Source organism: Bradyrhizobium sp. UFLA06-24, from assembly GCF_054967145.1.
Genome location: NZ_JADFUE010000035.1, coordinates 49811 through 71415 on the forward strand (window position 1 = coordinate 49811; position 21605 = coordinate 71415).

Genomic DNA, 21605 nt, shown 5'->3' on the forward strand with positions numbered 1-21605 from the left:
GGGCGGCCTCCGCTTGGGCTTTACCAGCGATCGGGTCCGACGCCGATGGTGACACCGGGGCCGTCATATCCGCGATCGTAATAGTCGCGATCATAAACGGTGCGGGCCGGCGCCCGATAATAGCCGTAGCTGTCCCGCCACCTGGCGTGGCGATGACGACAGTTTCCGACGCCGGCCATCAACTGACCGCCGTTCATCGCGGGGCCTTCCACGCCGACTGCGCTGTTGCCCGAGCTCGTGCAGGGTCCGGGACCCGGCCCTTGAGCAAAGCTCGGAGAAGCCACCGCAGCCGCGACGAGCGACGCTGCAATCAATCCAATGCTTGGAACAATTTTCATCTCTGTCCTCCAGTTTCAGCAGGGGTCAACGACCCGCAGCTTTCGACGTTCCCATCGCGCGGGGGAGCTGAGGCGGGCGTCCTGGGAAGGAACGGGTTATCGTCGGGCTGGAACCTGGCGGGGCCGACGGATCTTCAACAGCCTCGGAGGAGCGCGAACGAAAGGCTACTGACATGCCGCTCGGGGAACACCGTCGGGCAGGGTCATGAGGTTGCGATGGCTGATCGCGGGTGTAGCTGCTGCTGTTGCGGTAGCGCTGGCGTATCTCGTGCTCACCCGGCCTCAGCGAGGCACCGTAGTGACCGCTCCGTGCAGCAGAGCGGCCTTGGGAGAGACGGTCTGTCCTCCTGAATATCGTCCGCCGGGGTAGCCGTCAGGATTCGTCAGTACTGCCGTGGCAATGCACTCAATTGACGAGTGTAGGCATTGCGGCGCCTGGTGGTTGCGCGCAGTCACCGTAGTCTTCGTTCGCTCTCTCTTATCGCTGGTTGTTGGTTCAAACGCGGCTATGCAGATCTGCGGTGAAGGGGCTCCGTGTCGATGCAGCCATCGAGGAAGAAGAGGCATGTGCTTTCTAACGGGACACCAACGGTTGAACAGCCGTTAAAGCGCTCTGAAAGTCAGCCTTAAGGGTGACAAGCTGCTTGAGACTCGCATCCACCGACTGAACGCTGAAATCGCCCGCTATGAGCTTCTTGTTCTCGGTGATCACTGCGTCAAATACGACGTCCTTGAGGGGAGACGAACGCAATGTCGATCGCTTCGCAATGTAGTCTTTGTACGCCGCGTCCAGTTCAATGCCGCTATTCTTGCCAAAGACGAAGCTGTAGGGTTCGTACTTGACCACCCCTCCGCTGGGTTCATCTCGAATGTATCTGAGCTTCTCCAGCGCGCAAGAATTCCACCTTTTATATAGTTCGGTTTCGGCGGCGGAATACGCAGGGTAAAGCTTTTTGATAACGCCGATGGCAGCTTCGAGGGTCGGCTCCATATCGAAGGCGACTTTCTTCATCGCGTATACGTTAAACTCCGTAATGCCGTCCTTAATCACTGTTGTAAGCGGACCGATTGCAGCTTTGGCAACAGCGGCATTAGGCGCGAGACTTGCGATCGAGCTCGAAATTCCGGAAATAGCATCGGCAGTTTCCTGCTCGTTTTTATTCTGCGCGACGATTGCGTTTAACGCGTTCAGGTAGCCATCGACGAACTTCTGTGCCTTCACAAATCTCTTGTCGATCTTGATTCCAGACACGACTTTGGCTGGATCGTTATCAAGCAGGCTGGCTATCTGAACAGGATCGTCACAGCTGTAATGTCCCTTCGACAGGAAGCGAAGGGTTTCGTCGTCTGATTGCAGCTCCGAAACAAGTGCGCGCTCTCGATCAATCTGCGAAGTCAATCCGGTGGATAGTGCTTGACCTGAAGCGCTTGCGAGCTTTGAAGGATCGAAAACCGTGCCGCATGCTCCAAGCGGTAGCGACAGAAAGCCAACAACAAATGCGTACCTCATTTATGCCCCTCAAGAAAGGTGCATTAAGGCATATTGCCTCCCGCTAGTTGTGCCGCATTCATCTGGTTGTGCGCGCAATCCACAGGATTTGAACAACCCGTGGCTTTTGATGTTTGGCCCCGCTTGCCCAGCCGAAGCTCGCTGCAGCACTCCGTCTACGCTTCCGCTTCGCTCCAGCTACGCCGGACACCACGCTTTGCGCTTATCGGCCCAGCCCGCCTTTGCCCTTTGGGCTTCGGCGCGGCAGCCTTCACTCCCTTCGCTTCTGATGTGTGGCACTGGCTTCCGAGCCGAAGCTCGCGAAGCGAGCGAAGGCTGGTGGGCCCGGCAGGACTGTGGCGCCCAAGTGAATATAAGCACTTAGCGCATCATGAGACAGCCGGAAATCCCGATATTTCCAGATGTTTGTCTCAGCGGACGATCTCGGCATGATCGACCGCCTTCGCTTCCGCCCGCGCAAGCCCGCCGTGCCGTTGCCGCGGTGATGCCGTATCCAACCGAGCCAATCGTGCAAGACGAAACAGGCGGCTGGTCTGTCTGGCACGATGACGCGCGCCACCCGTCACACAACTTCGCTCGCGACGTCTGGCTCGAGCACAGCACGCGGCACTCGCACACACGGATTTCGAACTGAAAACGACAACGCCTCCGGCGGCAAATCCGGAGGCGTTGAAACTAGAGGCAGTGACGTTCACCAAAGATCAAGATGCCACAGCATACTGTGATTTTCAAGGATCTCCGCGTCGCCACCTCGCAGATAACGAGGATAGACGACGATGGGACTTGCACTTGCTGCCGCTGAGACCTACGCGCGCTTCAATATCCCAGCAATTCCGCTAGGCCGTAACAAGCGCCCCTCCGTCGGCAATTTCACTGTTGCCGAGCTGACGGTGTCGCGATCGATGGCGTGGTTTCGACAACGGCCCGATGCCGATGCCCTTGGCGCTCCTGACGGCCGCCAAAGCGGAATTGTGCGGCTCGATATCGACGAGCGCGGGATCGAGGAAGAGGTTTTCCGCCGCGCTGGTTACACGCCTGTTATGGCGGTGACCGCATCGGGGAAGCTTCATGGCCTCTACCGATACAACGGTGAGCGCCGACTAACGGGCCAGCCAGGTCGCGCCAATGCTCGTCCGTGGGACGATCTCAAGGTCGATCTGTGCGGGGGCGGCGGATACAGCATATCACCGCCCAGCGTCACCGCCGGCGGGGACTACGTGTTTGTCGGCGGAATGACGCTCGAGCAGGTGCTCGCCCACCGCGACGAACTGCCGGTCATTAAGGGCTTGCCTGATCGGGCCTATAAGACAGAGCTCGAAGATCCGGTGGTGCCGCCCGACGATATCGGCACGCTGTCCTCGCCTGACGTCGACTTTAGCCAGGTGCAATCAGGCGATCGCGACGCCGCAATAGTGCGCCCAATCGCACGACTGTGCCGGCGCGTATTTCTAGACGGCGGTGACCGGGACCAGGCCATGGTCGAAGCGCTCGGCATCAACGCCCAATTCCCCGAACCCCAGCTTGAGAGCTGGGTAAGGGCAAAGGTTGACTACTGGTGGAAACTGACGCTCGAGCACAAGAACCAGTTCGGCGCCGGGTATCAAAGGAGAAATTGGATGCAGTCGCTCGTGGGCGACCCTCCGATGCTTGCGCTCATCTCCTGGCTGAAGGAGCAGAATAGGCCCCACTCAACAGGATTTATGGTCGCAGACGGGCTGGTCGGGCCTCACCTGAAGGATTGGTGGTCGGTACTCAAATTGCGCCATTACCGACGGCGCCTGCTCGAAGAAGGCTGGATACAGATGATCAGGAAGCCAACGAGGGGGGTCGCCGCGTTGTACCGATGGGGGCCGACCGCGTTCGAAGAGCTGTTCCCGCACGAAGAATGGCCTTCGATTTTCGATACCCTATCCTCCAAGTAACACCGCGGCCACCCCCGCCGCCCCCCGCCCAGTAGTTAGGAGAGATAGCATTGGAGGCCGTGCCAGCCGCCCGAGACATTTGGACGGTCCGCCGCGCCGCTCCCTACGTAATCCACCCGAGGTGCGAGCTTCGGTCGGCGAGAGTAAAAAGGAGCAATGAGCCACCCTATCCTCATCCAGTGTCCCCGTACGGGGATGAGCGTGCAGCACTCGCTTCCTGACACTCCCGAGGAGGCCGGGGGCTCGCAAGTCGTTATCACTTGCCCGGCATGTGCCCGCATCCACCTGGTCGACGTTCGGACAGGCAAGTTGTTAGGGCAGAAGTAACATACTGACCCAACTGCCGCCCCCATTTTCCTGGGCCCCAAACGCCCAGGCCCGCGAGGGGCACATCTTGAAAAAATATCAAAGAATCGGTCGGCTACCCCCGCGATTAAAAAATCTGGCCGTGAAAAGGCCCCGGCACCCGGGGGAGATGCCGAGGCCAGTTTGGAATGTTGGAGTAGAGACGTCGGAGAGATCCTGTCCTCCGACGCTTTGCGCTACGTCGTTCCAGAAAAGGTCCCCCGACACTCGTCTTGACAGCCGCGGTGCGTCCGTTACAAAGTCCTCAACGAACGTTGACATGTTTGTAACGGGCTCATGGCACAGAACAGCGGCAAGTTCGTCTGCTACTATAGGGTCTCCACCGGCAAGCAGGGCAAGAGCGGTCTTGGCCTGGAGGCGCAGAGGGCCGCTGTCGCGACCTACCTCAACGGCGGCGATTGGCAGATCGTCGACGAATACACCGAAGTCGAATCCGGCAAGCGTTCGGATAGGCCCGCGCTGGACAAGGCGCTGGCTGCTGCGCGGCTTCACCGCGCATCGCTGGTGGTCAGCAAGGTCGATCGACTGACACGCTCTGTGGCCTTTCTATCGCGCCTCCTCGAGGCTGGCGTCGATGTGCGATTTGCCGATCTCCCGCAGATTGAAGGCGCCCAAGGCCGATTTATGTTGCAGCAGATGGTCGCTGTGGCGGAGCTCGAGGCCGGTCTGATCTCTGATCGCACGAAAAAGGCGCTCGCCGCTGCAAAGCGCCGTGGGGTCAAGCTGGGTGGCAACCGCGGTGTAAAGCCGACGGCGAAGATGCAGCGAGCATCTAAGGCGGCCCTCCACGCGCGTACAGCACAGAGGGCGGCAGACCTTGCTCCGGCGATCAAAGCCCTACAGGAGGCCGGGAGAACGAGCCTCAGGGCTATTGCCGAAGGGCTAAATGCTCAGGCGATCCCCACGGCGCGCGGGTCGGGCCGTTGGTCCGCCGTGCAGGTCAAGCGCGTGCTGGAGCGGTTGGGTTGCTCGTCCTAGATCGGAACCAAGCTCTGAAGATTCCATTGTCCCTCCAAGGCAAAGGAGGAAGCGCAATGAATGGATTGATCTACCTTGTCGGACTCATCGTCGTGATCGGCGTGATCCTCTCGTTTTTCGGGCTCAGGTAAGCCAACGTTGCAGCACCAGGAGGCGCTCGAGGCGCTCCAGCGCCGCGCAAACGGCGAGACGCTGGCCTCAATCGCTAGGAGCTACGGCGTCAACGTCAGCATGATCAGCCTGCTGTAACCCCGTTTCTCTTCATAGATCGTTGAACAAACAAAAGCCCCGGACAGCTTTGTTCGGGGCTTTGAACGAGGCGATCTCGCGCCTTCGTTTTGTTACCACTCTGGCCCGTAATATTCCCGGCGCTCGTAATAGGGCTCGCCGTACCCGTAGGGGCGATCATAGTAGCCGCGATCATACGCGTAGCTGTGACGGAAGGGTGCGGTCGCAATAGCGCCAGCCGTTCCGATAGCCATGCCAGCGAGGCCAGCGGCGGCGCCTACAGGACCGACGCCATAGTGGTGGCCGTAGTAGTGGCCCCGATGGTGCACGACGCGCGCTTCCGCGGGTGCAGCTATCAAAGTCGCCACCGCCGCGGCGGCAGCCAAGAGTTTCAGATTCATGATTGTATTCTCCTCTAAGCGGATTCAACGTCACTCAAAGGCCTCAGTTCCGGACACCAACTCCGCGCCCGGCTCACCAGCCCACGATTCCTAGGAGGGTCAGCCCGACACCGCCCAGCACGGGCAGCGCGACCAACGTTCCCACGCTGAAGATCGCCAGCTCCTTCTTCGCATTCTCAGTCATCGCACCTTCCCTTGAGTTTGCTCAAAGCAACCTCTCAGGCCGGCTGCCGTTCCGGACTTTCAGGAGTGAAGTTCGCTCTCTGAGCCGACGGTGCGCACTGCCTTGTGGCGGCAGTTATGGCCTCCGGGAGCGCTTGCGCAACTTCGAGCTGCTCTGTGCCGGTTTCTGGTCGCTGGGCCGTCGTTTTGCTTGAGGGCCGGTGTTGCGCACGGCTTGGCGCAGCATCTCATATAGCTCGCTTTTGCTCAGCTTCGGCGGGTTGTTCGTGGGCATCGAATCTCACCTCCGTGCAGATAACGGACAAAGGCATGCCGGAGTTTCGCCACGTCCGGTGGACGCCTTGAGATGTCGGAGCAGGCTGCGTCTGTAGGAGGATCGCCACCTACCGTCCGTAGCGGCACCACACGCGCGTGACTACCACATTTAGAAGATCTGTTGCATTTTGCGGCGAGTTCGTGCATATTTCGTGCATGGATTCGTTAGATGATGCACAAGTCATGCGTCCCTTTCGGGCAAACTCCCGGGACAAGATTTCCAACGGCAGCCGCTTGCTGCCTGTGGGGATCGACATGCGATCGGCTGCCGGCCGGCGATATCGGGAACTGGTCCGGAGCTATCGGTCCGAGCTGGGTCGTGATCTGTCAGACGTTGATGAGGCTCTCGTCCGGCAGGCTGCGGGGCTGACTTTGGCCGCTGAGCGTCTCTCAAGCGACGTGGTGAGCGGCGCCGCGATCGACAGCGACAGCCTCGTCCGCATCAACAGTGAGGCCCGGCGGATCCTCAGTGTCTTGAGGACGAAGGCATCCAAGATCAAGGCTGCGCGTCCGGGCTGGTCGCCATTGCTGGCCCGCCACGGGGGGTCCGAGGCATGAGCGACGCCAACGCCGTGTTTCAGCGGGTCCGGCAGGAAACTGCGGTCATGTTGGGGTACGACGTAGAAGCCCTTACCTCTGCTCAATCAGTCCGTCTCGATCGGGCTGTGGCGCTTCGGATCGAGATCGACCGACTGCAGGCCGCCCAGCTCGAGGGGGAGCTCATCGATATCGGGCGGATGACCACCGCTACGGAACAGCTGGAGAAACTGCTCCCGTCGACCGGCACCGACGACCATCCGTTTCGCATAGAGTTCGTGCGCCTAAACGACACCGAGCTCGATCAGCTGCATCGCCTTACGGCGAAGTTGCATGGCGAGGAGGTCGTCGACGATGAGCCGCCACCCGACACGGGACCATTCGCCGGATGGCGCGAGGCGCAGTCGAGGGAGTTGGTCGAACTCCGCGCGAAGTGCCTCGAGCAGAGCTTGGTCATCGGGCGCCAGGAGGCACAGATTCGTAATCTGGAGGCGCAGCAGCCGAGTGCACCGGTGCTACCGGATGCGCCTCGCGCTCAGCCTCCGGCAGTCGTGCAACTGAGACCGAGGCCAGAGCCCGAAGCGGCCAGACATTGTGACCGTTAACATCAACGGGCGCTCAGCCGGTACGGGACAGGGCTTCCTGTTCAATCCTGGGGCTGGCCCCACGATAGGAACGCTGAATATCTCCGGCCCGGTCTACATTAAGGTGTCTGCGGTTGCCGCATATACGACTCCCAATCTCAACATCTCGGGGACGAGCTCGGCTTTCGCGGTATTATGGCGCAAACGCCACAATGCGTTCATTCAGAAGAGGAATGAACGATGCGCGGGCTAAGACTGGGAATTCTTTGGCGCTGGTGTTGCAACGCCATTAGCGTCCAATATTTCTCCACGAAGAAGGGCAGAGTCCACCATAAGGAAGGACTTCACCATTTCTCTCTGGTTCTCATCGGTATAGTTTGCTGTTCTGTCGGCGCTCATGAGGCGCCAAATTTGCCCCCCTGGACAAGGGGGGCGGCCTACGAAAATGTAAGAGCTCATGCGAGCATAGCCGACAGCATCAGTGTAAAAGATGGTTATCGACAAAAATCCATAAAGGCTGGCATCGTTAAGACCGGATATCTCTTCCGGAGTAATATTATCAGTTCTCATGCAGTATATCGGTTTAGATTCCCCAGTTGGGATCACGATCTCTCCCGCGTAATCGACATTGCAGTAGGCTCCATCGGGCCTGATTTCCCACTCCCAATCTGGAGGGGTAGCGTCTTTTTGTATTGCAAACCTTGCATGCGCGAGAGTGACGAACCCTGGTTGTCTCCCGATATTATGGAGCGTGATTTTGAAGGCGGCCCGCCTGGGATCAAATTGAGGGTGTTTGAACCAATCGATTTTCTCCGGGATGATGATGGGTCGATCTATTCCTATCAGAGATCTGTTAGCTATTGCAGCCGACTGTTGGGCTGCAACAGCCGACTGGCGGGCGATTTCAATTTGCCCCTCACTAGAAGCCCAGAGTTTGTCAGTGGCCCGCTTAAGCGTGAGCGTGAAGATTGCAATAGCAATGGTAGCAAGCGCGGTGATGGCACCGCCTGCTTTGTCAAGAAATTGGCCGACCTTCATTCCGACGAATGGGGCTACTTGATAAGCGGCGCAGTGTTCTTCCTTGGTCTTTTCAGCTACTTCGCATATTTCATACTGAGCGGGGATGAGCGCCAAAAACCCGACGACAAAGGCGAAACCAACGCTCAGCCAAAATAGTCTTTCTCGATATGACAAACTAAGCCCCGGCTAAATCTCCTCCAATGCTACTCCTTCGAGTTCCAGCGCTGCAATACACGCAAGGAAGAATGTCGCGGGAAAAGTCCCGGGTGCTAGCTTGTTAGTGATCGATGCCTCGGTTTCCTTGAGGCCATGCTTTTTGAGCCGCTTCGCCAGCTCGGCATAGGTGACTTCGGTCGACGGTTCATGCCGACGAAGCATCAGCTTGGGATCACCTTCATGAGCGTTTCGAGGTGAAGCGCATCAACCATCAGGAGGCGTACAGCCTCGACGGTGCCTGCACCAATTGGGCTGAGGAGTATTTCAGCCGCCTCCGTCGCGGCGAGATCGGCATTCACCACCACATCGCAGGGCCGTACTTGCTCCGATATGCGCAGGGAGTCGTCATGGCGGGAAGACAACCGCCGTGTCTCGAATGGCGATCAGGCCGAGCGGGTTGCGGAGCTGGCCTTGAAGCGGGCAAGTCGGTGGACTTCACTGGCTACTGGCAGAGGCACAATTCGTAGGATTTTCCCTTTTCAAGGACTGGGCACGCTGGCAGTATGCGGTCACAATTTCAGGTAGTTAGTACATTGCCATGCGACGATTCCAAAGCACGCTACTTTTTGTCATTTTCCCGCTGGTCGGCAATGTCGTTCTCGCGGTAGCAGCGTTTGTGTTCAATCCCGCTGACTTCCACGACAACCTAAGTATCTGCTATCTGACGATCTCTGCTGTATTAATGGCAACAGTAGTGTCGTTCATAGGCTTCAGAATTCATGATCTGGGCCCAAAGAGAACAGTACTTGCGCTTCTAATCCAGAGCGCCACCCTGATCTTTGTTTTTGCAGGGATCTATCGAGGATTTGGATTGCTGTATGGAGGCAATCCCACGTCTCTGATCGATGACGGACAGAGCGCGCTTTATTTCTCTGTCATTACGTGGACAACGCTGGGGTATGGTGATTTCACGCCACCGCCTGAATTGCGATTGATTGCCGCAATTCAGGCGTTATTGGGGTACGTATTCTTCGGAATTTCGGTTGGATTGGGAACGGCTATTCTTTGTGAAAAGCGCTCTACTTCTTCAGGATCACAAAGGCCATCACCAACGGCAACAATGAAAGCACAATAGCTGCGATACGCGCCACCGTCTTAGACGGGCGCTCCTTATCGACAATCCAATGGGTTCGTTCATACAGCCATGCGGTCATTGGCGCTCTCCCACCTGAAATTCATCCGCACTGGAAGTTGCAATGGAGGCATACTCCTCCAACTGAATAGCGAACGCAATCAGTTTGTTCCCTCTGGAGGCTGATCGGTTCACCTTTAAATGGGGTGAATTCAAATATTTCCAACAGATTCAACCAAAAATTAACCATTGGAAAGCGCTTACCCTGTGACCTATGTACGGCCGAAAGTGGGCTCATTTTGAGGTGCATCAAAAAGCCTCCAGCGATATGGCCGAGACTCGCCAACCCGCTCAACCCCCTGCCATCGGGGTCGGCAAGGCTGTGCTGAATCCCCAGCGCGACGTTCTGCGCGTCCTCCTTGGAGGCATCCTGCACGCCATGGGCGGCAAGGATGGCGGCGGCTAGCTCTTGCGCTGTCATGGGCTCCGGTGCCGTCCTGAGCACGTCCACAGCCCTTCTATAAAGAGTGACCCGCTTGAACCGCTTGTTCGGCTTCCGCCGCTTCACGGCGATGCCAGCCAAGTTGTAGTTCGGGTCCAGCATTTTGATGACGGCTTCAACCTGCCGCATCTGCTCACTTAGCTCCTCGTACTTCTGTCGGTTCTCCAAGATCGCGCCACCCAGCTCGGCGTGAAGCCGCTCAAGCGTAAAGATGGCGGGGCGAGTGTACGGGTTCTGTGTCGGGCGATGTCGCGCCATGGTGATCTCCTTTGCGGTGGAGGTGGCGGCGACCGTTCAAATTGCTTGTGGCGTTTGCGCCCTAATGCCGGGGTTTCGCTGATTTCGCTCTTCAATCGCAGACCAATGCGCAGCAGACCATCAATGTGACGTCCGCCGATCGACCATGCGATGCTGCGAGGCTTGGTCTTTGGCACGAGCGCGGTGAATGCGACTAACTCGATCGAGATGGGCAATAACAACATGAATGGCGGATCGATCAGTTCGCCTTCGTCCGGCGGGGGAACTCACACGGTCGGATTCTAAGCACGGATCGCCGCATTTGGCACTGCACGCCCAGCGCGTCGCCGTGTCAGCAACGCGATGCCGGCGAATCCGATCAGCAGCATGGCCCATGTGGAAGGCTCTGGAGCACTCGGCGGAATTGGACCCGAAGTAAAAAAACCGAATGCATCACCGTATTGAAAGAAGCCCGTGAGAAGGGGATTGTCACCAGTTGGCCCAGCATACGGCGTGTAAATTGATCCAGGGATGAGCCCAGTATCGCTTATGAGGTTGGCAAAAATGCCGCTCTGACCATCGTTTGCGTCGAAATAAGAATGAGCAAATACCGCGCCATCTCGCGAGACAACCTGGTGCGCCTCGGCGATTCCGAGATAGGAGCCCTGGAACTGCTTGGTTTTTCCGTTAATCGAAAACGAAGCACTCACCGGAGATACAAGATAGGCCGCGTCCACACCCTTGCCCTGATAGTATGTTCCTCCTTCAATTTCGTCGCCGAAAACTTTGCCACTCGGGAAAGCAAGAACCGCATAATTTCCTTTGGAGGTATCCACGCCAAACGTCATTTGAATCGTGTGACCATCGAGAGCTGAGTTCGACGGTCCGAATATTCCTGCTGGATCGAAACTTTCGCCGTACAGCCTTGCGTCGTATGTAACCGAATAGGTCATTGCCAACGCGGTGACCGGTACCTCGGCGACCAGCAGAGCAAGAAGAGAGGCAAAGAAGCAGCGCATAAAATTCATTCCCACACCCTAATAGAGCGCCGAAACGGCGAGGCAGTGTTCCGCCGGCGCGCTGTGAGCCCTATGCCGGCAAGGCCGAAGAGCATCATGGCCCACGTGGATAGTTCTGGGACACCAGTGACGACAACGGTGAACGAGCCTTCGTCGGAAACGATATTTTGACTTCCCCAGAGACCACCTGAAACGGGCATGCCCTGATCGTCGAAAGTCACGTAACCAAGGAGATCGGCAAGAGTTTTTGTCAGGTTAAAGTCGATCGAATACGTGCCAGCGGTGTCATAGCGGAATGTCACAAATGGCCTTGTCGTCCCGATGTCCGGGTTACATGACACGAATGCGCTTGCACTGCAGGCGTAGGCCAAGAAATACGGAATGTCAGATCCAGCAGCTGTTATCGATTGCAGTGTCTGCAGCTGCCAATCAACGAAATTGATCGAGAGCGTGGTGCCTGGGGATGCTGTTGGCATCGGTAAATCGGGATCGGCAAGATCCGCAAATGTGAGGGTGACGCTATCACCCACATGAATGTTCGTTTGGGAAATGACGGCCGCGCTCACCGGCTCTGAAGCGATCAGCGTGAGCAAGATGAAAATAAATTTCCGCATGCCAAAGAACTCCAAAAACGCGATGTGGCCAATTTCAGCGTACTCGCCTGGTTGAGTCGCGCGAAGCGAAGCGAAGATGAGGGATTAAGCGAGGTCTTAGCGCGTTGGTCTTGCGCTGGTAAGCCATGAAGCCAAGCCCGGCGAAGCCGACGATTATCATCGCCCAGGTGGATGGCTCTGGGACATCCACTGTAATCGCAAATCTGCCAGAGCCCGACACGCTCTCAGGTACCGTATTCAGATAAACCGTTGGCCAGGTTATATTTGGGTCGTCGTAAACGACGATGCCCCAAATACTCGCCGATCCATTGAACCCATAGCTGTAGTCGATCCGATAGTGTCCGGGCTTGTCGTAAGTGAACTGTGCGACGGGAAAATACCCGCCTCCAAAGTTTTCCCACCAATACATAGCGGAAAAGTGCTGCTGCTCAGAACCCGGCGCATCGAAAGATCCGAAACCGAAAACACCAAAGTCGTCTACGATGCCGTAGTAGGTACCAGGACCAGAATAGGGGATGACTTCGGGGAAGTAATCCGCTTGCAAAGCCACGTTGACAGTACCGCCTAAGTGGACGTTGATCGGATATGCATAGATGGACGCGTTAATCTCAGCGTGAGCTGGGATTCCGCCGAGGAAAATGAACGAGGTTGCCGCAATCGATTGCCAAAATCGACGCATGATTACACCTCACTCTAAAAGCCCCATTCCAGCTTCCCGCAGCGGTTGAGTCAATCCGGCTTTTTCCTAAACATCCCGACCGATCCGGCAATGACCATGATGCAGCCCGCGACGATGAACCAATGCCCAGCTTCCAATTCTGCCAAATAGCTCATTTGCAATGACGTCCCGAAAAATTGCATTCGAGCTTCCCGTCGCGGCTGAGTCAATCATTAACCATCGCGCGGGACAAAGTCGCAATTGGCGGAACGCATCTAAATCATCTCCGGTTGATGCATTGCGTCCGCAGTTTGCGGGCTGGAGGAGTGGGCGCCCGACGCAATGTCGCATTGCCCCGTTGCGTCGGGACCGGCCAGATGGAGGCGCTGGTGGATAGCCGAAAAGAAGCCCGCGTTGTTGGCCTCACCCTCGCTGCCGTCTACTTCCTGTGCATGGCTCTCTCAGCGATCGCGATGAGCTAGGCGCGCGAGTTACTCTCATCGTGTCGGCGATCGGCGCTGCGATGACGGTGCAGTAGGAAGGTCGACGGGCGGGCTGATGGTCCGTCGGAGGCCAAGCTCTTGCTCCAGGCGCTCCACTTCCGCCTTTAACCGACGACACTCTTCGTAAAGACTGCGGAGATCGGCTTCAGAAGCGCGGGGATATGGTTGCGCTCGTGCCATGCCGCAGCCTAGCAAGGCGCGGCAACTCCACACCTTAACTCCCTGGTTAATCTTGATGCCTGCACTGCGGGTTAAATCTGGAACGGCGCAAAGTTGCCGAATTCCGATAATCCCCCGTAAGCTCACGGGCGCCGCTACGCTGGTGTGAGGCAGCGAAAGTGATAGGCTTCTGACCGGGAACTTTTGGTAATTTCAGAGAAGATTAAAGCCGCGTCAGTGTCGTGAACGAGGTGCGTGGTGACCTAAGTTAATATTTGACTCGCAACCTCCCGGGAAAAGGCGCATTGTATTCGGCATCACCGCTCGGATCGTGGCTACTTTCGGTGACCGAGAGACCTATTGCGCTCCCGCCCTACTCATACAGGGAGCGCGGCTATGCCGATCTCGCGATTGCTCGCAGACATTCAACTTACGCCCGAACAGCAGCACGTTTTAGAAATAGCGTTCAAGCACGCTATCCGAAAAATCGGCTTGGTAGACCGGGACGACCCGATTTGCGCTTTGGTTGCAAAGAAAATGGTCGATCTCCAGCGACAAGGCGTCACTGACGCCATTGCTCTGACTGAGCTTACGATACGCGAAATCAGCCCACCGCAAGTGTAAGGCCGCCTCATTTGGCGGCCTGTTTCGAGCTTTTAATCGCTAACCGCTGGTCGCCTCGCTCAAAGTCGGGTCGAACGTCGGCGCCTCTATAACCGCACGCCTGACAGACGAAGCGTGACTCGAGGTCGGATAACCGCATACTGTCTAGCCAGCGATCGGAGTCCAGCGCGACGTGATGCCCGCAATGGCAATAGACCAGCACACCGCTTATCCCCATCGCGCGCATCTCGCCGAAGGTGATCTTCATCGGTCGACCGTCGGCGTGTGTAGGCGTTTGGCGTTGGGCGCGGCGAGGCATACCGCCATCGAAGCGCGGCACCCGCTAGAGTCAAATTATCGATTAGTGGTAGCTCGGAGCGCGCGGGGGCTACTGTGTCGTGGGTGTGGACGGCCATGGGCCGCTAGCCCTCGCTGGCGCGCTTCTTTACTCTCCTCGGCCCTCTCCCGACCCTCGCGAATCGGCGACGACCCGATCCAGTTCCTTCGCGACCCTTTCAAGCTTCTGACCGATATCGCGAAGGGCCCTTTGGGTCTCGCCCTGTCGAATTCGCTCCGCGATCGCGATGTTCATCATCTCGACCACACTGGGTGGAAGGGGTCTGAACTCAGCCCGAAGCATATGTGCAGCCAGTGCACTGACGATCTCCGCGTTCATTGATCGTCCGTTTTTTTCCGCCATTTCCGCAATGAAGTCTCTCATCCCATCCGGGAGTCGGACCATGAATTGATCAGATCCACGCCCTGCCCTTTTGCTGGTGCTCGGTTTTTGCTTGGCCATCAGCCCCTCATAGCACCGTGCTAGTCGTCTCTTGCTTTCATAGTCGCACGGTGGTACTACCCTATATCGCTTACAGGGCAGTGTCATGCAGAAACGTACCGAAAGAGCCGAAATGGTCGTTCGTCTTCCAAGGGACGCCAAGGAATGGCTCGTGCGCGAAGCGGAGCGCACCGGGGCATCGCAGAACAGCGAAATCGTGCGTTGCATCCGAGAACGGATGGAAGCCGCGCAGCAGGTACGGGCAGAAGCCTGATGTCCCGCGGCGCGCGATCCTCACGCGAGTTTTCGCTACCTCGTTTTGCCTTGCGGCGGGACGAGGCGGCGGCAGCCGTTGCGGTATCGGCGACGAAGTTTGACGAATGGGTCTCCGACGGCCGGATGCCAAAGGGGCGCAAGATCGACGGCGTTGTTCTTTGGGACACGCAAGAGGTTCGCGAGGCGTGGGAGCGTCTCCGCGACGGACAGCTGGCCAACAATCCGTTTGATGGTGTCGTGGCATGATCAAAGCCCGGCTGAAATACTGCATTGAGGATCGCGGTCGCTGGTACCTGCGCAAGCCGGGGCACAGGAAGATCCGCATCAGGGAAGAGCTTGAGGATGCCAATGGGGGCATCAGGCCAGAGTTCATGACCGCGTATTTCGAGGCTTTGGCGAAGCTCGACGGCGAGATCACTGCACCGCCTGCGATGCCGCGAGAGAAGACGTTCTATTGGCTGGTGGACCAGTACTATCGATCGGCCAAGTTCAAGAATTTCGACCCTCTGACGCAGGCAGACAAGCGCAGCGTGCTTGACCGCTTCTGCAAGACGGCTGGCGACCTACCATATGCGGCATATCGGCGCGAGGATGTCGAGCGCAGCCAGGATAAGCGACGGGATACACCGGCCGCTGCCGACAAGCTGGTGAAGTACCTTCGGGCGCTGTTCGCATGGGCCATCAAGAACAAGCACGCGACATCCAATCCCGCTGCCGGTGTGGAGAAGATCCACGACACCGAGGGCTGGCATACGTGGACGGACCAGGAAATAGCCAAATACAGGGAGTGTCACGCCATCGGCACCAAGGCGCGGCTTGCGCTGGAGCTCGCCCTTAACGTTGGTGCCCGCATCTCCGACGTCTGCCAGATCGGCAGGCAGCATCAGATCGAGGGGCGACTCAGGTTCATAGCTCACAAGGGCCGGCAGAAAGAGAAGACGCGCCGAACCATTGACGTTCCGATCTCGCGCGATCTGGCTGCGGCGCTGATTGCAGCCGGGCCCGCTACCTACCTTCTCAACGAGGCCGGCGCCACGTTCACCATTAACGGCTTGGGAAACAAGTTCAGGGACTGGTGCGACACTGCGCAGCTGCCCCAGTGCACCGCCCATGGCCTCCGCAAGGCCGCTGCCGTGGCATTGGCTGAGAGTGGCGCGACCGCGTCCGAGATGTGCGCCATCTTCGGGTGGTCGAAACTCGAGACGGCAGAGATTTACATTCGGAAGGCTAACAAGCGAACGATGTCGGCCAACGCTTTTCAACGTCTGGACGACTACAGGAACCGGAAAAGTGTCTCACTTTCGGGGACTGAGAACGCCAATGAGACGAAACGAAAGAATAATCGTGATAAATCAAGGCCCGAATAGCTGCGTGGTGGGCCTTTTTGGATACGTATCGAACGTTATGTATCGCACCGAGTCGGGAAGTACGGGAAACTTTTGAACAGATTCGGAATAGAGTCGGGTTCTCAGAGATCGCATTAGTCGCAAAGGTATAGAAGTAAGGGCCGGACTGCACGCGCAAAGTATGGTTTTGCCCGAAATATCTACTGATGGTTGTGAAAACGGGCGGGCTGGCTAGAATCTAGGCTCAAGCCAGATTCGTCCCGGGGCATGTCTTGCACATCAAGTTTATTGAAGTCGCTAATTTCAGAAAACTACTAGCCACTCGCGTTGATTTCTCAGAAACAACGACGCTCTTCGTTGGCGCAAACAACAGCGGCAAGTCTTCCGCAATGCTCGCTCTAAGGCGGTTTCTCGTTCCCCAACGCTGTCCTTTCGAGCTTCATGACTTTACGCTCTGCCATTGGCCATCGATTGATGCCATCGGACAAAGCTGGATCAACGCCAGTCAAGCAAATGAAGTTATCAGTCTGGATATTGCTCTGTGGGAGTCTGTACTTCCCACTTTGGATCTGTGGCTCAATGTAGGTTCCGGCGAGATGCATCGGGTTCGCGACTTGATTCCGACGCTGGATTGGGAAGGCGGGGCACTCGGCGTCCGCTTGCGTTACGAGCCTGACGATCTTTCGGCTCTTTATAAGGATTTCACTGTAGCCATAGCCGAAGCCGCCAATTTGAAGGCAACCGCGTCAGCGCAACAAGTTGCAGCGCAGGCTGAGGGCAATAGCGACCCCGTCGAACAGGCAAAGCTCACTCTCTGGCCGTCAACTCTGGTTGACTATCTCAGCCGTCGCTTGTCTCGGCATTTCAAGCTTCGCGCATACACTTTGGATCCGTCACAGCTCAAAGCACCGGTTAAATCTCAAGCGCAACTCCAGCCCCTAACAGCCTCATCCCTACCCATAGATGGCGATCCGCTAAAAGGTCTAGTCCGCGTTCATGACATTCCTGCACAGCGCGGCTTCGGTGAAGAGACAGTGAAGGATGACGACGACGGGGCGTCGTCGGGCCCCGCAGGAACTCGACTATCGGACCAACTCCGCAGCTACTATTCAAAACACCTTGACCCGACCAAAGGCCCAGATGCGAAAGACCTTGGTGCCCTCCAAGCAATTGAAGCTGCGCAAGACGCATTCGATCAACGTCTGACCGAGAGCTTTGCCGAAGCGTTCCGGGAGGTTGAGGGTATGGGCTATCCTGGTGTCAGTGATCCACGTCCAAAGGTTTCGACCCGCTTGAAAGCGATTGACGGACTAAATCATGCGGCCGCCGTCACGTTTACTGTCGACGTTACCAGCATTGAAGGTGAGGTCACGCCTTTGCTGCGCCTTCCGGAAAACAATAACGGATTAGGCTACCAGAACCTGATCTCAATGATTTTTCGGCTGATGAGCTTTCGTGATTCCTGGATGCGCGTGGGCAAGGCATCTAAAGCAATTCAGAGCCTAGAAATTGAGCCCCTCCACCTTGTACTCATTGAGGAGCCTGAAGCTCATCTTCATGCTCAAGTGCAGCAGGTATTTGTCAAGAAGGCCTATGATGTTCTTCGCCAACACGACGACCTCAAGAGCAGCCAAACATTTCGAACTCAATTGATTGTCAGCACACACTCAAGTCACGTCGCTCACGAAATCCCATTCGCGAACCTCCGTTATTTCAGACGGCTTCCGGCTGGTATGGCAGCGCGAATCCCGGTCTCGACGGTCATTAACCTTCAAGAAGTCTTCGGAACAAAGGACGAGACACAACGGTTTGTCACGCGCTACCTGCGAGCACACCACGCCGATCTTTTCTTCGCCGACGCTGCCATTCTGGTCGAAGGGCCGGCGGAACGTATGTTATTACCTAATTTAATCCGAAATAATTATGAGCGCTTGAATCAGAGCTATGTAACGTTATTGGAGATCGGCGGCAGTCACGCGCATCGCCTCAAACCGCTCATCGATTGTCTCGGCCTTTTGACGCTTATCATTACCGATCTGGATTCGGTTGACGCCACGGGCAGGTCCGCACAGCCGCAAAAAAGCGCCGGCCAAAAGACGAACAATGACACGTTAAAGACGTGGGTGCCGAAGCTCTCAGATGTCGACGCTCTAATGAATGCCGATGAGAAGGCCAAAATATCAGAGAACTCTGACGATCAGCTCTTTGCGGTCCGTGCCGCTTATCAAGTCCCCCTAAAAGTTCAGCTATTGACTTCAGCAAAGAGCGAGATTGCACAACCATATACTTTTGAAGACGCGCTTGCCTTCGAAAATCTTGAGTTCTTCTCAAAGCTGGAGGGCGGCGGGCTCATCCGAAAGTTTCGCGAAGCGATTCAAATGGGCGGTGATGCCGCAACTGTCGGCAAAGGCCTGTATGATGCTCTAGAAAACAGCAAAAAAGCAGAATTCGCACTTGGAGTGATCGACGCCAAAAACTTCGATACGATTAAAGTACCGTCCTACATTGCAGAGGGCCTCGTGTGGCTGCAGGCCCGACTTAAGAAGAAGCAGGTAGATATCCTTCCGAAGGACGGAGAAGCGAAGGTATGACTGCCACGAGCGACAATGACAAGACAGATGCCGAGGCAGATTCCACCATACAAGCTTGCCTAAATCTATCCGCACCACGAAGCTTTTTTCTTTATGCAGGTGCTGGATCAGGAAAGACGCGCTCTCTCGTAGAAGCAATTCGTCATGTCTGCCGCAATCAAGGCAGCATTCTTTCAAAGACGGGCCAGAAAGTCGGCGTCATTACTTATACGAACGCAGCCTGCGACGAGATTAAGCAAAGGCTTGAGTTTGATCCGAGAGTGGAAGTGTCTACGATACATGCCTTCGCCTGGTTCCTGATCCATGGCTACGATAATGACATCCGCAGGTGGGTGGCTAATAATCTAAGGGAAGACATTTCCGACCTTGAGCAGCAACAATTAAAGGGCCGCGCGGGGTCGAAGGCCGCATCGGATAGAGCTCGTTCGATCGACAACAAGCAGAGACGCCTATTAAACCTCGATAACATCAAGCGCTTCATTTACAGCCCGACGGGCGACAATCGAACGCGAGACGCTCTTAATCATGCCGAAGTAATCGCCATGACATCAGAGTTTTTGACAACCAAGCCTGGCTTACGTCAGCTTGTCACAACGCGGTTTCCGATCCTACTCATTGACGAAAGTCAGGACACTGCCCGGCCATTTATGGATGCTGTTCTCAATCTGCAATCTGGTTTTCCGGATAGCTTCTGCTTAGGACTTTTTGGCGACACCATGCAGCGGATTTATGCGGACGGCAAGGAGCGGCTCGCTGAAGCCATTCCAGTCAGCTGGGCGCGCCCGCGAAAGATCATGAACCATCGTTGTCCAATCAGAGTCGTAACTTTGATAAATAAGGTCCGCGAAGATGATGATCAGCAGGTGCAGCGCTGGAGGAGCGATGCAAAGACAGGTGTCGTTCGGATATTTCTTGCCCCTGAGACCGTTGCTAATCCTTCGAAGCTGGAGACAGACATTGCAAAACGAATGGCGATTATCACTGGTGATGAGGATTGGGCTGCTGGAAACGACAAAATAAAGTCGCTTGCGCTCGAGCATTTGATGTCGGCCCGGCGCTGCGGTTTTGAAGGGTTTTTTGCTCCTCTCTACGGTTTCGAGCGCATGCGGACGAGTCTGCTTGAAGGAACTGGGGCTGGCATCGGCTTTTTCACTCGCGAACTGTTGCCCTTAGCAAAGGCACTGGCCGCAAATGACCGCTTTGCCATTGCTGCTTCAGTTCGAAGGACCTCTCCGATCCTCGATCGCGATGCGCTTCAGGCCGCACAAACCGACCAGCGCAAACTGCTCGACCAGGCTAAAGCTGCCTGCGATGGTCTACGAACGCTACTATTCGATGAGCCTTCGCCATCGTTACGTTCAGTTCTAAAATATGTTGCCAAAACCAATCTCTTCACAATTCCTGATGTTTTGGTCCCTTTCTCGACCTCTGACGATGAGATGCAAGACATCGCATCTGTCGATGATGAGGCTGTCGAGGACGCGAAGTCCGAAACTGGAGCATGGCGGCTCGCTCTTGAAGCACCTTTTGATCAAATCGAAAAATTTGATCGATATGTGCGAGGGATCTCGCAATTCGATACACACCAAGGTGTTAAAGGTCTTGAATTTCCACGTGTGATGGTGGTCATCAATGATGAGGAAGCTCGTGGATTTATGTTTAGCTACGGTAAGCTTATGGGAATTAAAGGAAAGACCAAGACGGATCTAGAGAATGAGGCATCAGGAAAAGATAGCTCTGTTGATCGCACCCGTCGTCTGTTTTACGTCACATGTAGCCGCGCCAAGGAAAGTCTTGCCGTCGTATATTATTCCGACGACGCCGAGAGCGCCCGCGAGCAGTTGATAAAACGGGGATGGTTCTCTAACGAGGAAATTGAAGTTGTCGGGTGATTTCGTCCGTCAACATCAGCAGAAGCATTAGGTGAGCTTTCTCAACACGTTTAAAACGTGTAGGGCCTGCGGCCCCCAGGCCGTCAAGGCCGAGGCGAGCGCCGCTCCGCGGCGGCCTTGACGGCCAACCCCCGCTCATTGGCGCGGGCCTAGTCCGGGTTCTGACGAACCCGTAAATCAAAAGCCGACACGTAATTGTCCTGAGTAAAGTTCAATCGCTTTGCTTGTTAACTGCTGATGAGCCAATACGCATTCTGATCTCAATCCAATTCTTTCTACCCCTCTCAACTGTCTATGAAAAAATAATCCCGATGTGATTATCAATGACGGTTGGGAATGTTTGAGAATACAAATCGTTTCGATGGAGGTGACGAGGACTGAATCTTAAATTGGCTGAGAGAGTAGCGAGATGTGTGTTTGCCTAGTGCAAACACTCTCGTTGGGGGCCGGTGAATATGGCCCCCAAACCCCAGGACGCATTCGCTCAGCCAAGGAAGTAGACATGGTTCGGCCTCGTAAATCAGAACCGCGCGACAAACAGCTTAATCTGAGCCTGACGGCTGCGGAATACGAAAGCATCGTATTGCGCGCGAGGTCGCTGGGCATGCGACCAGTTCATTACGGCCGCGCGGTTCTGCTCACCACGCAGACAGCACCATCGGCGCCGCCTGAGCAGAGCAGCATCAAGCGGCTCGTTCATAACCAGCTCGTTCGCCTCGGGAACAATCTCAACCAGCTTGTCCGGCATCTGCATCAA

The 21605-nt window shown here is 56.2% G+C and carries 24 protein-coding genes and 2 pseudogenes; 14 read left to right on the forward strand and 12 right to left on the reverse strand.

What is annotated here, in order from left to right; translation table 11 throughout:
• Positions 1-20: 20 nt before the first annotated feature.
• Both IF809_RS24950 and IF809_RS24955 read right to left on the reverse strand, forming a co-directional pair.
• Positions 21-338 (reverse strand): hypothetical protein, encoded by a 318-nt coding sequence (locus IF809_RS24950; protein ID WP_453980291.1) that lies wholly within the window; start codon positions 336-338, stop codon positions 21-23.
• Positions 339-912: 574 nt separating this feature from the next.
• On the reverse strand, positions 913-1848 hold the full coding sequence (locus IF809_RS24955) for a hypothetical protein (protein ID WP_462838837.1): 936 nt from the start codon (positions 1846-1848) through the stop codon (positions 913-915).
• A gap of 776 nt (positions 1849-2624) precedes the next feature.
• Here IF809_RS24955 and IF809_RS24960 point away from each other — a divergent pair.
• The 3 genes from IF809_RS24960 (at position 2625) to IF809_RS24970 (ending at position 5363) form a co-directional block, all read left to right on the forward strand.
• Complete coding sequence (locus IF809_RS24960; RefSeq protein ID WP_462838838.1) at positions 2625-3770, forward strand: bifunctional DNA primase/polymerase; 1146 nt, start codon at positions 2625-2627, stop codon at positions 3768-3770.
• Between the two features lie 642 nt (positions 3771-4412).
• A complete protein-coding gene (locus IF809_RS24965; protein ID WP_462838839.1) occupies positions 4413-5114 on the forward strand; it encodes a recombinase family protein in 702 nt (233 codons plus the stop codon).
• A gap of 138 nt (positions 5115-5252) precedes the next feature.
• Positions 5253-5363, forward strand: coding sequence for a LysM peptidoglycan-binding domain-containing protein (locus IF809_RS24970; protein ID WP_462838840.1), 111 nt, complete (start codon positions 5253-5255; stop codon positions 5361-5363).
• Positions 5364-5455: 92 nt separating this feature from the next.
• Here IF809_RS24970 and IF809_RS24975 read toward each other — a convergent pair whose 3' ends face one another.
• Complete coding sequence (locus IF809_RS24975; RefSeq protein WP_462838841.1) at positions 5456-5743, reverse strand: hypothetical protein; 288 nt, start codon at positions 5741-5743, stop codon at positions 5456-5458.
• 654 nt (positions 5744-6397) lie between these two features.
• On the opposite strand from IF809_RS24975, the gene IF809_RS24980 reads away from it, so the two are divergent.
• Both IF809_RS24980 and IF809_RS24985 read left to right on the forward strand, forming a co-directional pair.
• On the forward strand, positions 6398-6799 hold the full coding sequence (locus IF809_RS24980) for a hypothetical protein (RefSeq protein WP_462838842.1): 402 nt from the start codon (positions 6398-6400) through the stop codon (positions 6797-6799).
• A complete protein-coding gene (locus IF809_RS24985) occupies positions 6796-7383 on the forward strand; it encodes a hypothetical protein (protein WP_462838843.1) in 588 nt (195 codons plus the stop codon). The genes IF809_RS24980 and IF809_RS24985 overlap by 4 nt, the downstream gene beginning before the upstream one ends.
• Positions 7384-7611: 228 nt before the next feature.
• Here the strand turns inward: IF809_RS24985 and IF809_RS24990 are convergent, their stop codons facing one another.
• Together IF809_RS24990 and IF809_RS24995 are read right to left on the reverse strand one after the other, a co-directional pair.
• Positions 7612-8556, reverse strand: coding sequence for a hypothetical protein (locus tag IF809_RS24990; protein WP_462838844.1), 945 nt, complete (start codon positions 8554-8556; stop codon positions 7612-7614).
• A gap of 12 nt (positions 8557-8568) precedes the next feature.
• Positions 8569-8760: a DUF6471 domain-containing protein gene (locus tag IF809_RS24995; protein WP_462838845.1), complete on the reverse strand. Its 192-nt coding sequence runs from the start codon at positions 8758-8760 to the stop codon at positions 8569-8571.
• Between IF809_RS24995 and IF809_RS25000 the strand changes: the two are divergent.
• Positions 8736-9065 (forward strand): annotated as a pseudogene (locus IF809_RS25000) (transposase); the annotation flags it as partial. The gene IF809_RS24995 and the pseudogene IF809_RS25000 sit on opposite strands and share 25 nt — an antisense overlap.
• Positions 9066-9136: 71 nt before the next feature.
• Complete coding sequence (locus IF809_RS25005; protein WP_462838846.1) at positions 9137-9673, forward strand: ion channel; 537 nt, start codon at positions 9137-9139, stop codon at positions 9671-9673.
• Positions 9674-9773: 100 nt separating this feature from the next.
• On the opposite strand, the gene IF809_RS25010 is transcribed toward IF809_RS25005, so the two are convergent.
• The 5 genes and pseudogenes from IF809_RS25010 to IF809_RS25030 all read right to left on the reverse strand — a co-directional run bounded on the left by IF809_RS25010 (position 9774) and on the right by IF809_RS25030 (position 12903).
• Entirely contained in the window at positions 9774-10430 is a 657-nt protein-coding gene (locus tag IF809_RS25010) for a hypothetical protein (RefSeq protein ID WP_462838847.1), read from the reverse strand.
• A 281-nt stretch (positions 10431-10711) separates the two neighbouring features.
• Positions 10712-11437 carry a PEP-CTERM sorting domain-containing protein gene (locus IF809_RS25015; RefSeq protein ID WP_462838848.1) on the reverse strand — a complete coding sequence of 242 codons (726 nt, stop codon included), beginning with the start codon at positions 11435-11437 and terminating at the stop codon, positions 10712-10714.
• On the reverse strand, positions 11434-12042 hold the full coding sequence (locus tag IF809_RS25020) for a PEP-CTERM sorting domain-containing protein (protein WP_462838849.1): 609 nt from the start codon (positions 12040-12042) through the stop codon (positions 11434-11436). Before IF809_RS25020 ends, IF809_RS25015 begins: the two co-directional genes overlap by 4 nt.
• Positions 12043-12076: 34 nt before the next feature.
• A pseudogene (locus IF809_RS25025) lies at positions 12077-12226 on the reverse strand (PEPxxWA-CTERM sorting domain-containing protein); the annotation flags it as partial.
• Positions 12227-12771: 545 nt separating this feature from the next.
• Entirely contained in the window at positions 12772-12903 is a 132-nt protein-coding gene (locus IF809_RS25030) for a hypothetical protein (protein ID WP_462838850.1), read from the reverse strand.
• An 855-nt stretch (positions 12904-13758) separates the two neighbouring features.
• Between IF809_RS25030 and IF809_RS25035 the strand changes: the two genes are divergently transcribed.
• Positions 13759-13986, forward strand: coding sequence for a hypothetical protein (locus tag IF809_RS25035; protein WP_462838851.1), 228 nt, complete (start codon positions 13759-13761; stop codon positions 13984-13986).
• A 7-nt stretch (positions 13987-13993) separates the two neighbouring features.
• Here IF809_RS25035 and IF809_RS25040 read toward each other — a convergent pair whose 3' ends face one another.
• Both IF809_RS25040 and IF809_RS25045 read right to left on the reverse strand, forming a co-directional pair.
• Positions 13994-14284 (reverse strand): hypothetical protein, encoded by a 291-nt coding sequence (locus IF809_RS25040; RefSeq protein ID WP_462838860.1) that lies wholly within the window; start codon positions 14282-14284, stop codon positions 13994-13996.
• 126 nt (positions 14285-14410) lie between these two features.
• Entirely contained in the window at positions 14411-14764 is a 354-nt protein-coding gene (locus IF809_RS25045; protein WP_462838852.1) for an Arc family DNA-binding protein, read from the reverse strand.
• An 85-nt stretch (positions 14765-14849) separates the two neighbouring features.
• On the opposite strand from IF809_RS25045, the gene IF809_RS25050 reads away from it, so the two are divergent.
• The 6 genes from IF809_RS25050 to IF809_RS25075 form a co-directional block, all read left to right on the forward strand.
• A complete protein-coding gene (locus tag IF809_RS25050) occupies positions 14850-15017 on the forward strand; it encodes an Arc family DNA-binding protein (RefSeq protein ID WP_462838853.1) in 168 nt (55 codons plus the stop codon).
• Entirely contained in the window at positions 15017-15265 is a 249-nt protein-coding gene (locus IF809_RS25055; protein WP_462838854.1) for an XRE family transcriptional regulator, read from the forward strand. Before IF809_RS25050 ends, IF809_RS25055 begins: the two co-directional genes overlap by 1 nt.
• Positions 15262-16386: a site-specific integrase gene (locus tag IF809_RS25060; RefSeq protein WP_462838855.1), complete on the forward strand. Its 1125-nt coding sequence runs from the start codon at positions 15262-15264 to the stop codon at positions 16384-16386. The genes IF809_RS25055 and IF809_RS25060 overlap by 4 nt, the downstream gene beginning before the upstream one ends.
• Before the next feature lie 251 nt (positions 16387-16637).
• Positions 16638-18956 (forward strand): AAA family ATPase, encoded by a 2319-nt coding sequence (locus IF809_RS25065; RefSeq protein ID WP_462838856.1) that lies wholly within the window; start codon positions 16638-16640, stop codon positions 18954-18956.
• Entirely contained in the window at positions 18953-20848 is a 1896-nt protein-coding gene (locus IF809_RS25070) for a UvrD-helicase domain-containing protein (protein WP_462838857.1), read from the forward strand. Before IF809_RS25065 ends, IF809_RS25070 begins: the two co-directional genes overlap by 4 nt.
• Before the next feature lie 502 nt (positions 20849-21350).
• Positions 21351-21605 (forward strand): plasmid mobilization protein (locus IF809_RS25075; protein WP_462838858.1); only part of this gene is annotated, 255 nt, incomplete at its 3' end.

Excerpts from the sequence above, each read along its gene's own strand:
- IF809_RS24950 (WP_453980291.1), bottom strand. The coding sequence starts at position 338 with ATGAAAATTGTTCCAAGCATTGGATTGATTGCAGCGTCGCTCGTCGCG.
- IF809_RS24955 (WP_462838837.1), bottom strand. The coding sequence starts at position 1,848 with ATGAGGTACGCATTTGTTGTTGGCTTTCTGTCGCTACCGCTTGGAGCA.
- IF809_RS24960 (WP_462838838.1), top strand. The coding sequence starts at position 2,625 with ATGGGACTTGCACTTGCTGCCGCTGAGACCTACGCGCGCTTCAATATC.
- IF809_RS24965 (WP_462838839.1), top strand. The coding sequence starts at position 4,413 with ATGGCACAGAACAGCGGCAAGTTCGTCTGCTACTATAGGGTCTCCACC.
- IF809_RS24975 (WP_462838841.1), bottom strand. The coding sequence starts at position 5,743 with ATGAATCTGAAACTCTTGGCTGCCGCCGCGGCGGTGGCGACTTTGATA.
- IF809_RS24980 (WP_462838842.1), top strand. The coding sequence starts at position 6,398 with ATGGATTCGTTAGATGATGCACAAGTCATGCGTCCCTTTCGGGCAAAC.
- IF809_RS24985 (WP_462838843.1), top strand. The coding sequence starts at position 6,796 with ATGAGCGACGCCAACGCCGTGTTTCAGCGGGTCCGGCAGGAAACTGCG.
- IF809_RS24995 (WP_462838845.1), bottom strand. The coding sequence starts at position 8,760 with ATGCTTCGTCGGCATGAACCGTCGACCGAAGTCACCTATGCCGAGCTG.
- IF809_RS25005 (WP_462838846.1), top strand. The coding sequence starts at position 9,137 with ATGCGACGATTCCAAAGCACGCTACTTTTTGTCATTTTCCCGCTGGTC.
- IF809_RS25010 (WP_462838847.1), bottom strand. The coding sequence starts at position 10,430 with ATGGCGCGACATCGCCCGACACAGAACCCGTACACTCGCCCCGCCATC.
- IF809_RS25015 (WP_462838848.1), bottom strand. The coding sequence starts at position 11,437 with ATGAATTTTATGCGCTGCTTCTTTGCCTCTCTTCTTGCTCTGCTGGTC.
- IF809_RS25020 (WP_462838849.1), bottom strand. The coding sequence starts at position 12,042 with ATGCGGAAATTTATTTTCATCTTGCTCACGCTGATCGCTTCAGAGCCG.
- IF809_RS25030 (WP_462838850.1), bottom strand. The coding sequence starts at position 12,903 with ATGCAATTTTTCGGGACGTCATTGCAAATGAGCTATTTGGCAGAATTG.
- IF809_RS25035 (WP_462838851.1), top strand. The coding sequence starts at position 13,759 with ATGCCGATCTCGCGATTGCTCGCAGACATTCAACTTACGCCCGAACAG.
- IF809_RS25040 (WP_462838860.1), bottom strand. The coding sequence starts at position 14,284 with ATGCCTCGCCGCGCCCAACGCCAAACGCCTACACACGCCGACGGTCGA.
- IF809_RS25045 (WP_462838852.1), bottom strand. The coding sequence starts at position 14,764 with ATGGCCAAGCAAAAACCGAGCACCAGCAAAAGGGCAGGGCGTGGATCT.
- IF809_RS25050 (WP_462838853.1), top strand. The coding sequence starts at position 14,850 with ATGCAGAAACGTACCGAAAGAGCCGAAATGGTCGTTCGTCTTCCAAGG.
- IF809_RS25055 (WP_462838854.1), top strand. The coding sequence starts at position 15,017 with ATGTCCCGCGGCGCGCGATCCTCACGCGAGTTTTCGCTACCTCGTTTT.
- IF809_RS25060 (WP_462838855.1), top strand. The coding sequence starts at position 15,262 with ATGATCAAAGCCCGGCTGAAATACTGCATTGAGGATCGCGGTCGCTGG.
- IF809_RS25070 (WP_462838857.1), top strand. The coding sequence starts at position 18,953 with ATGACTGCCACGAGCGACAATGACAAGACAGATGCCGAGGCAGATTCC.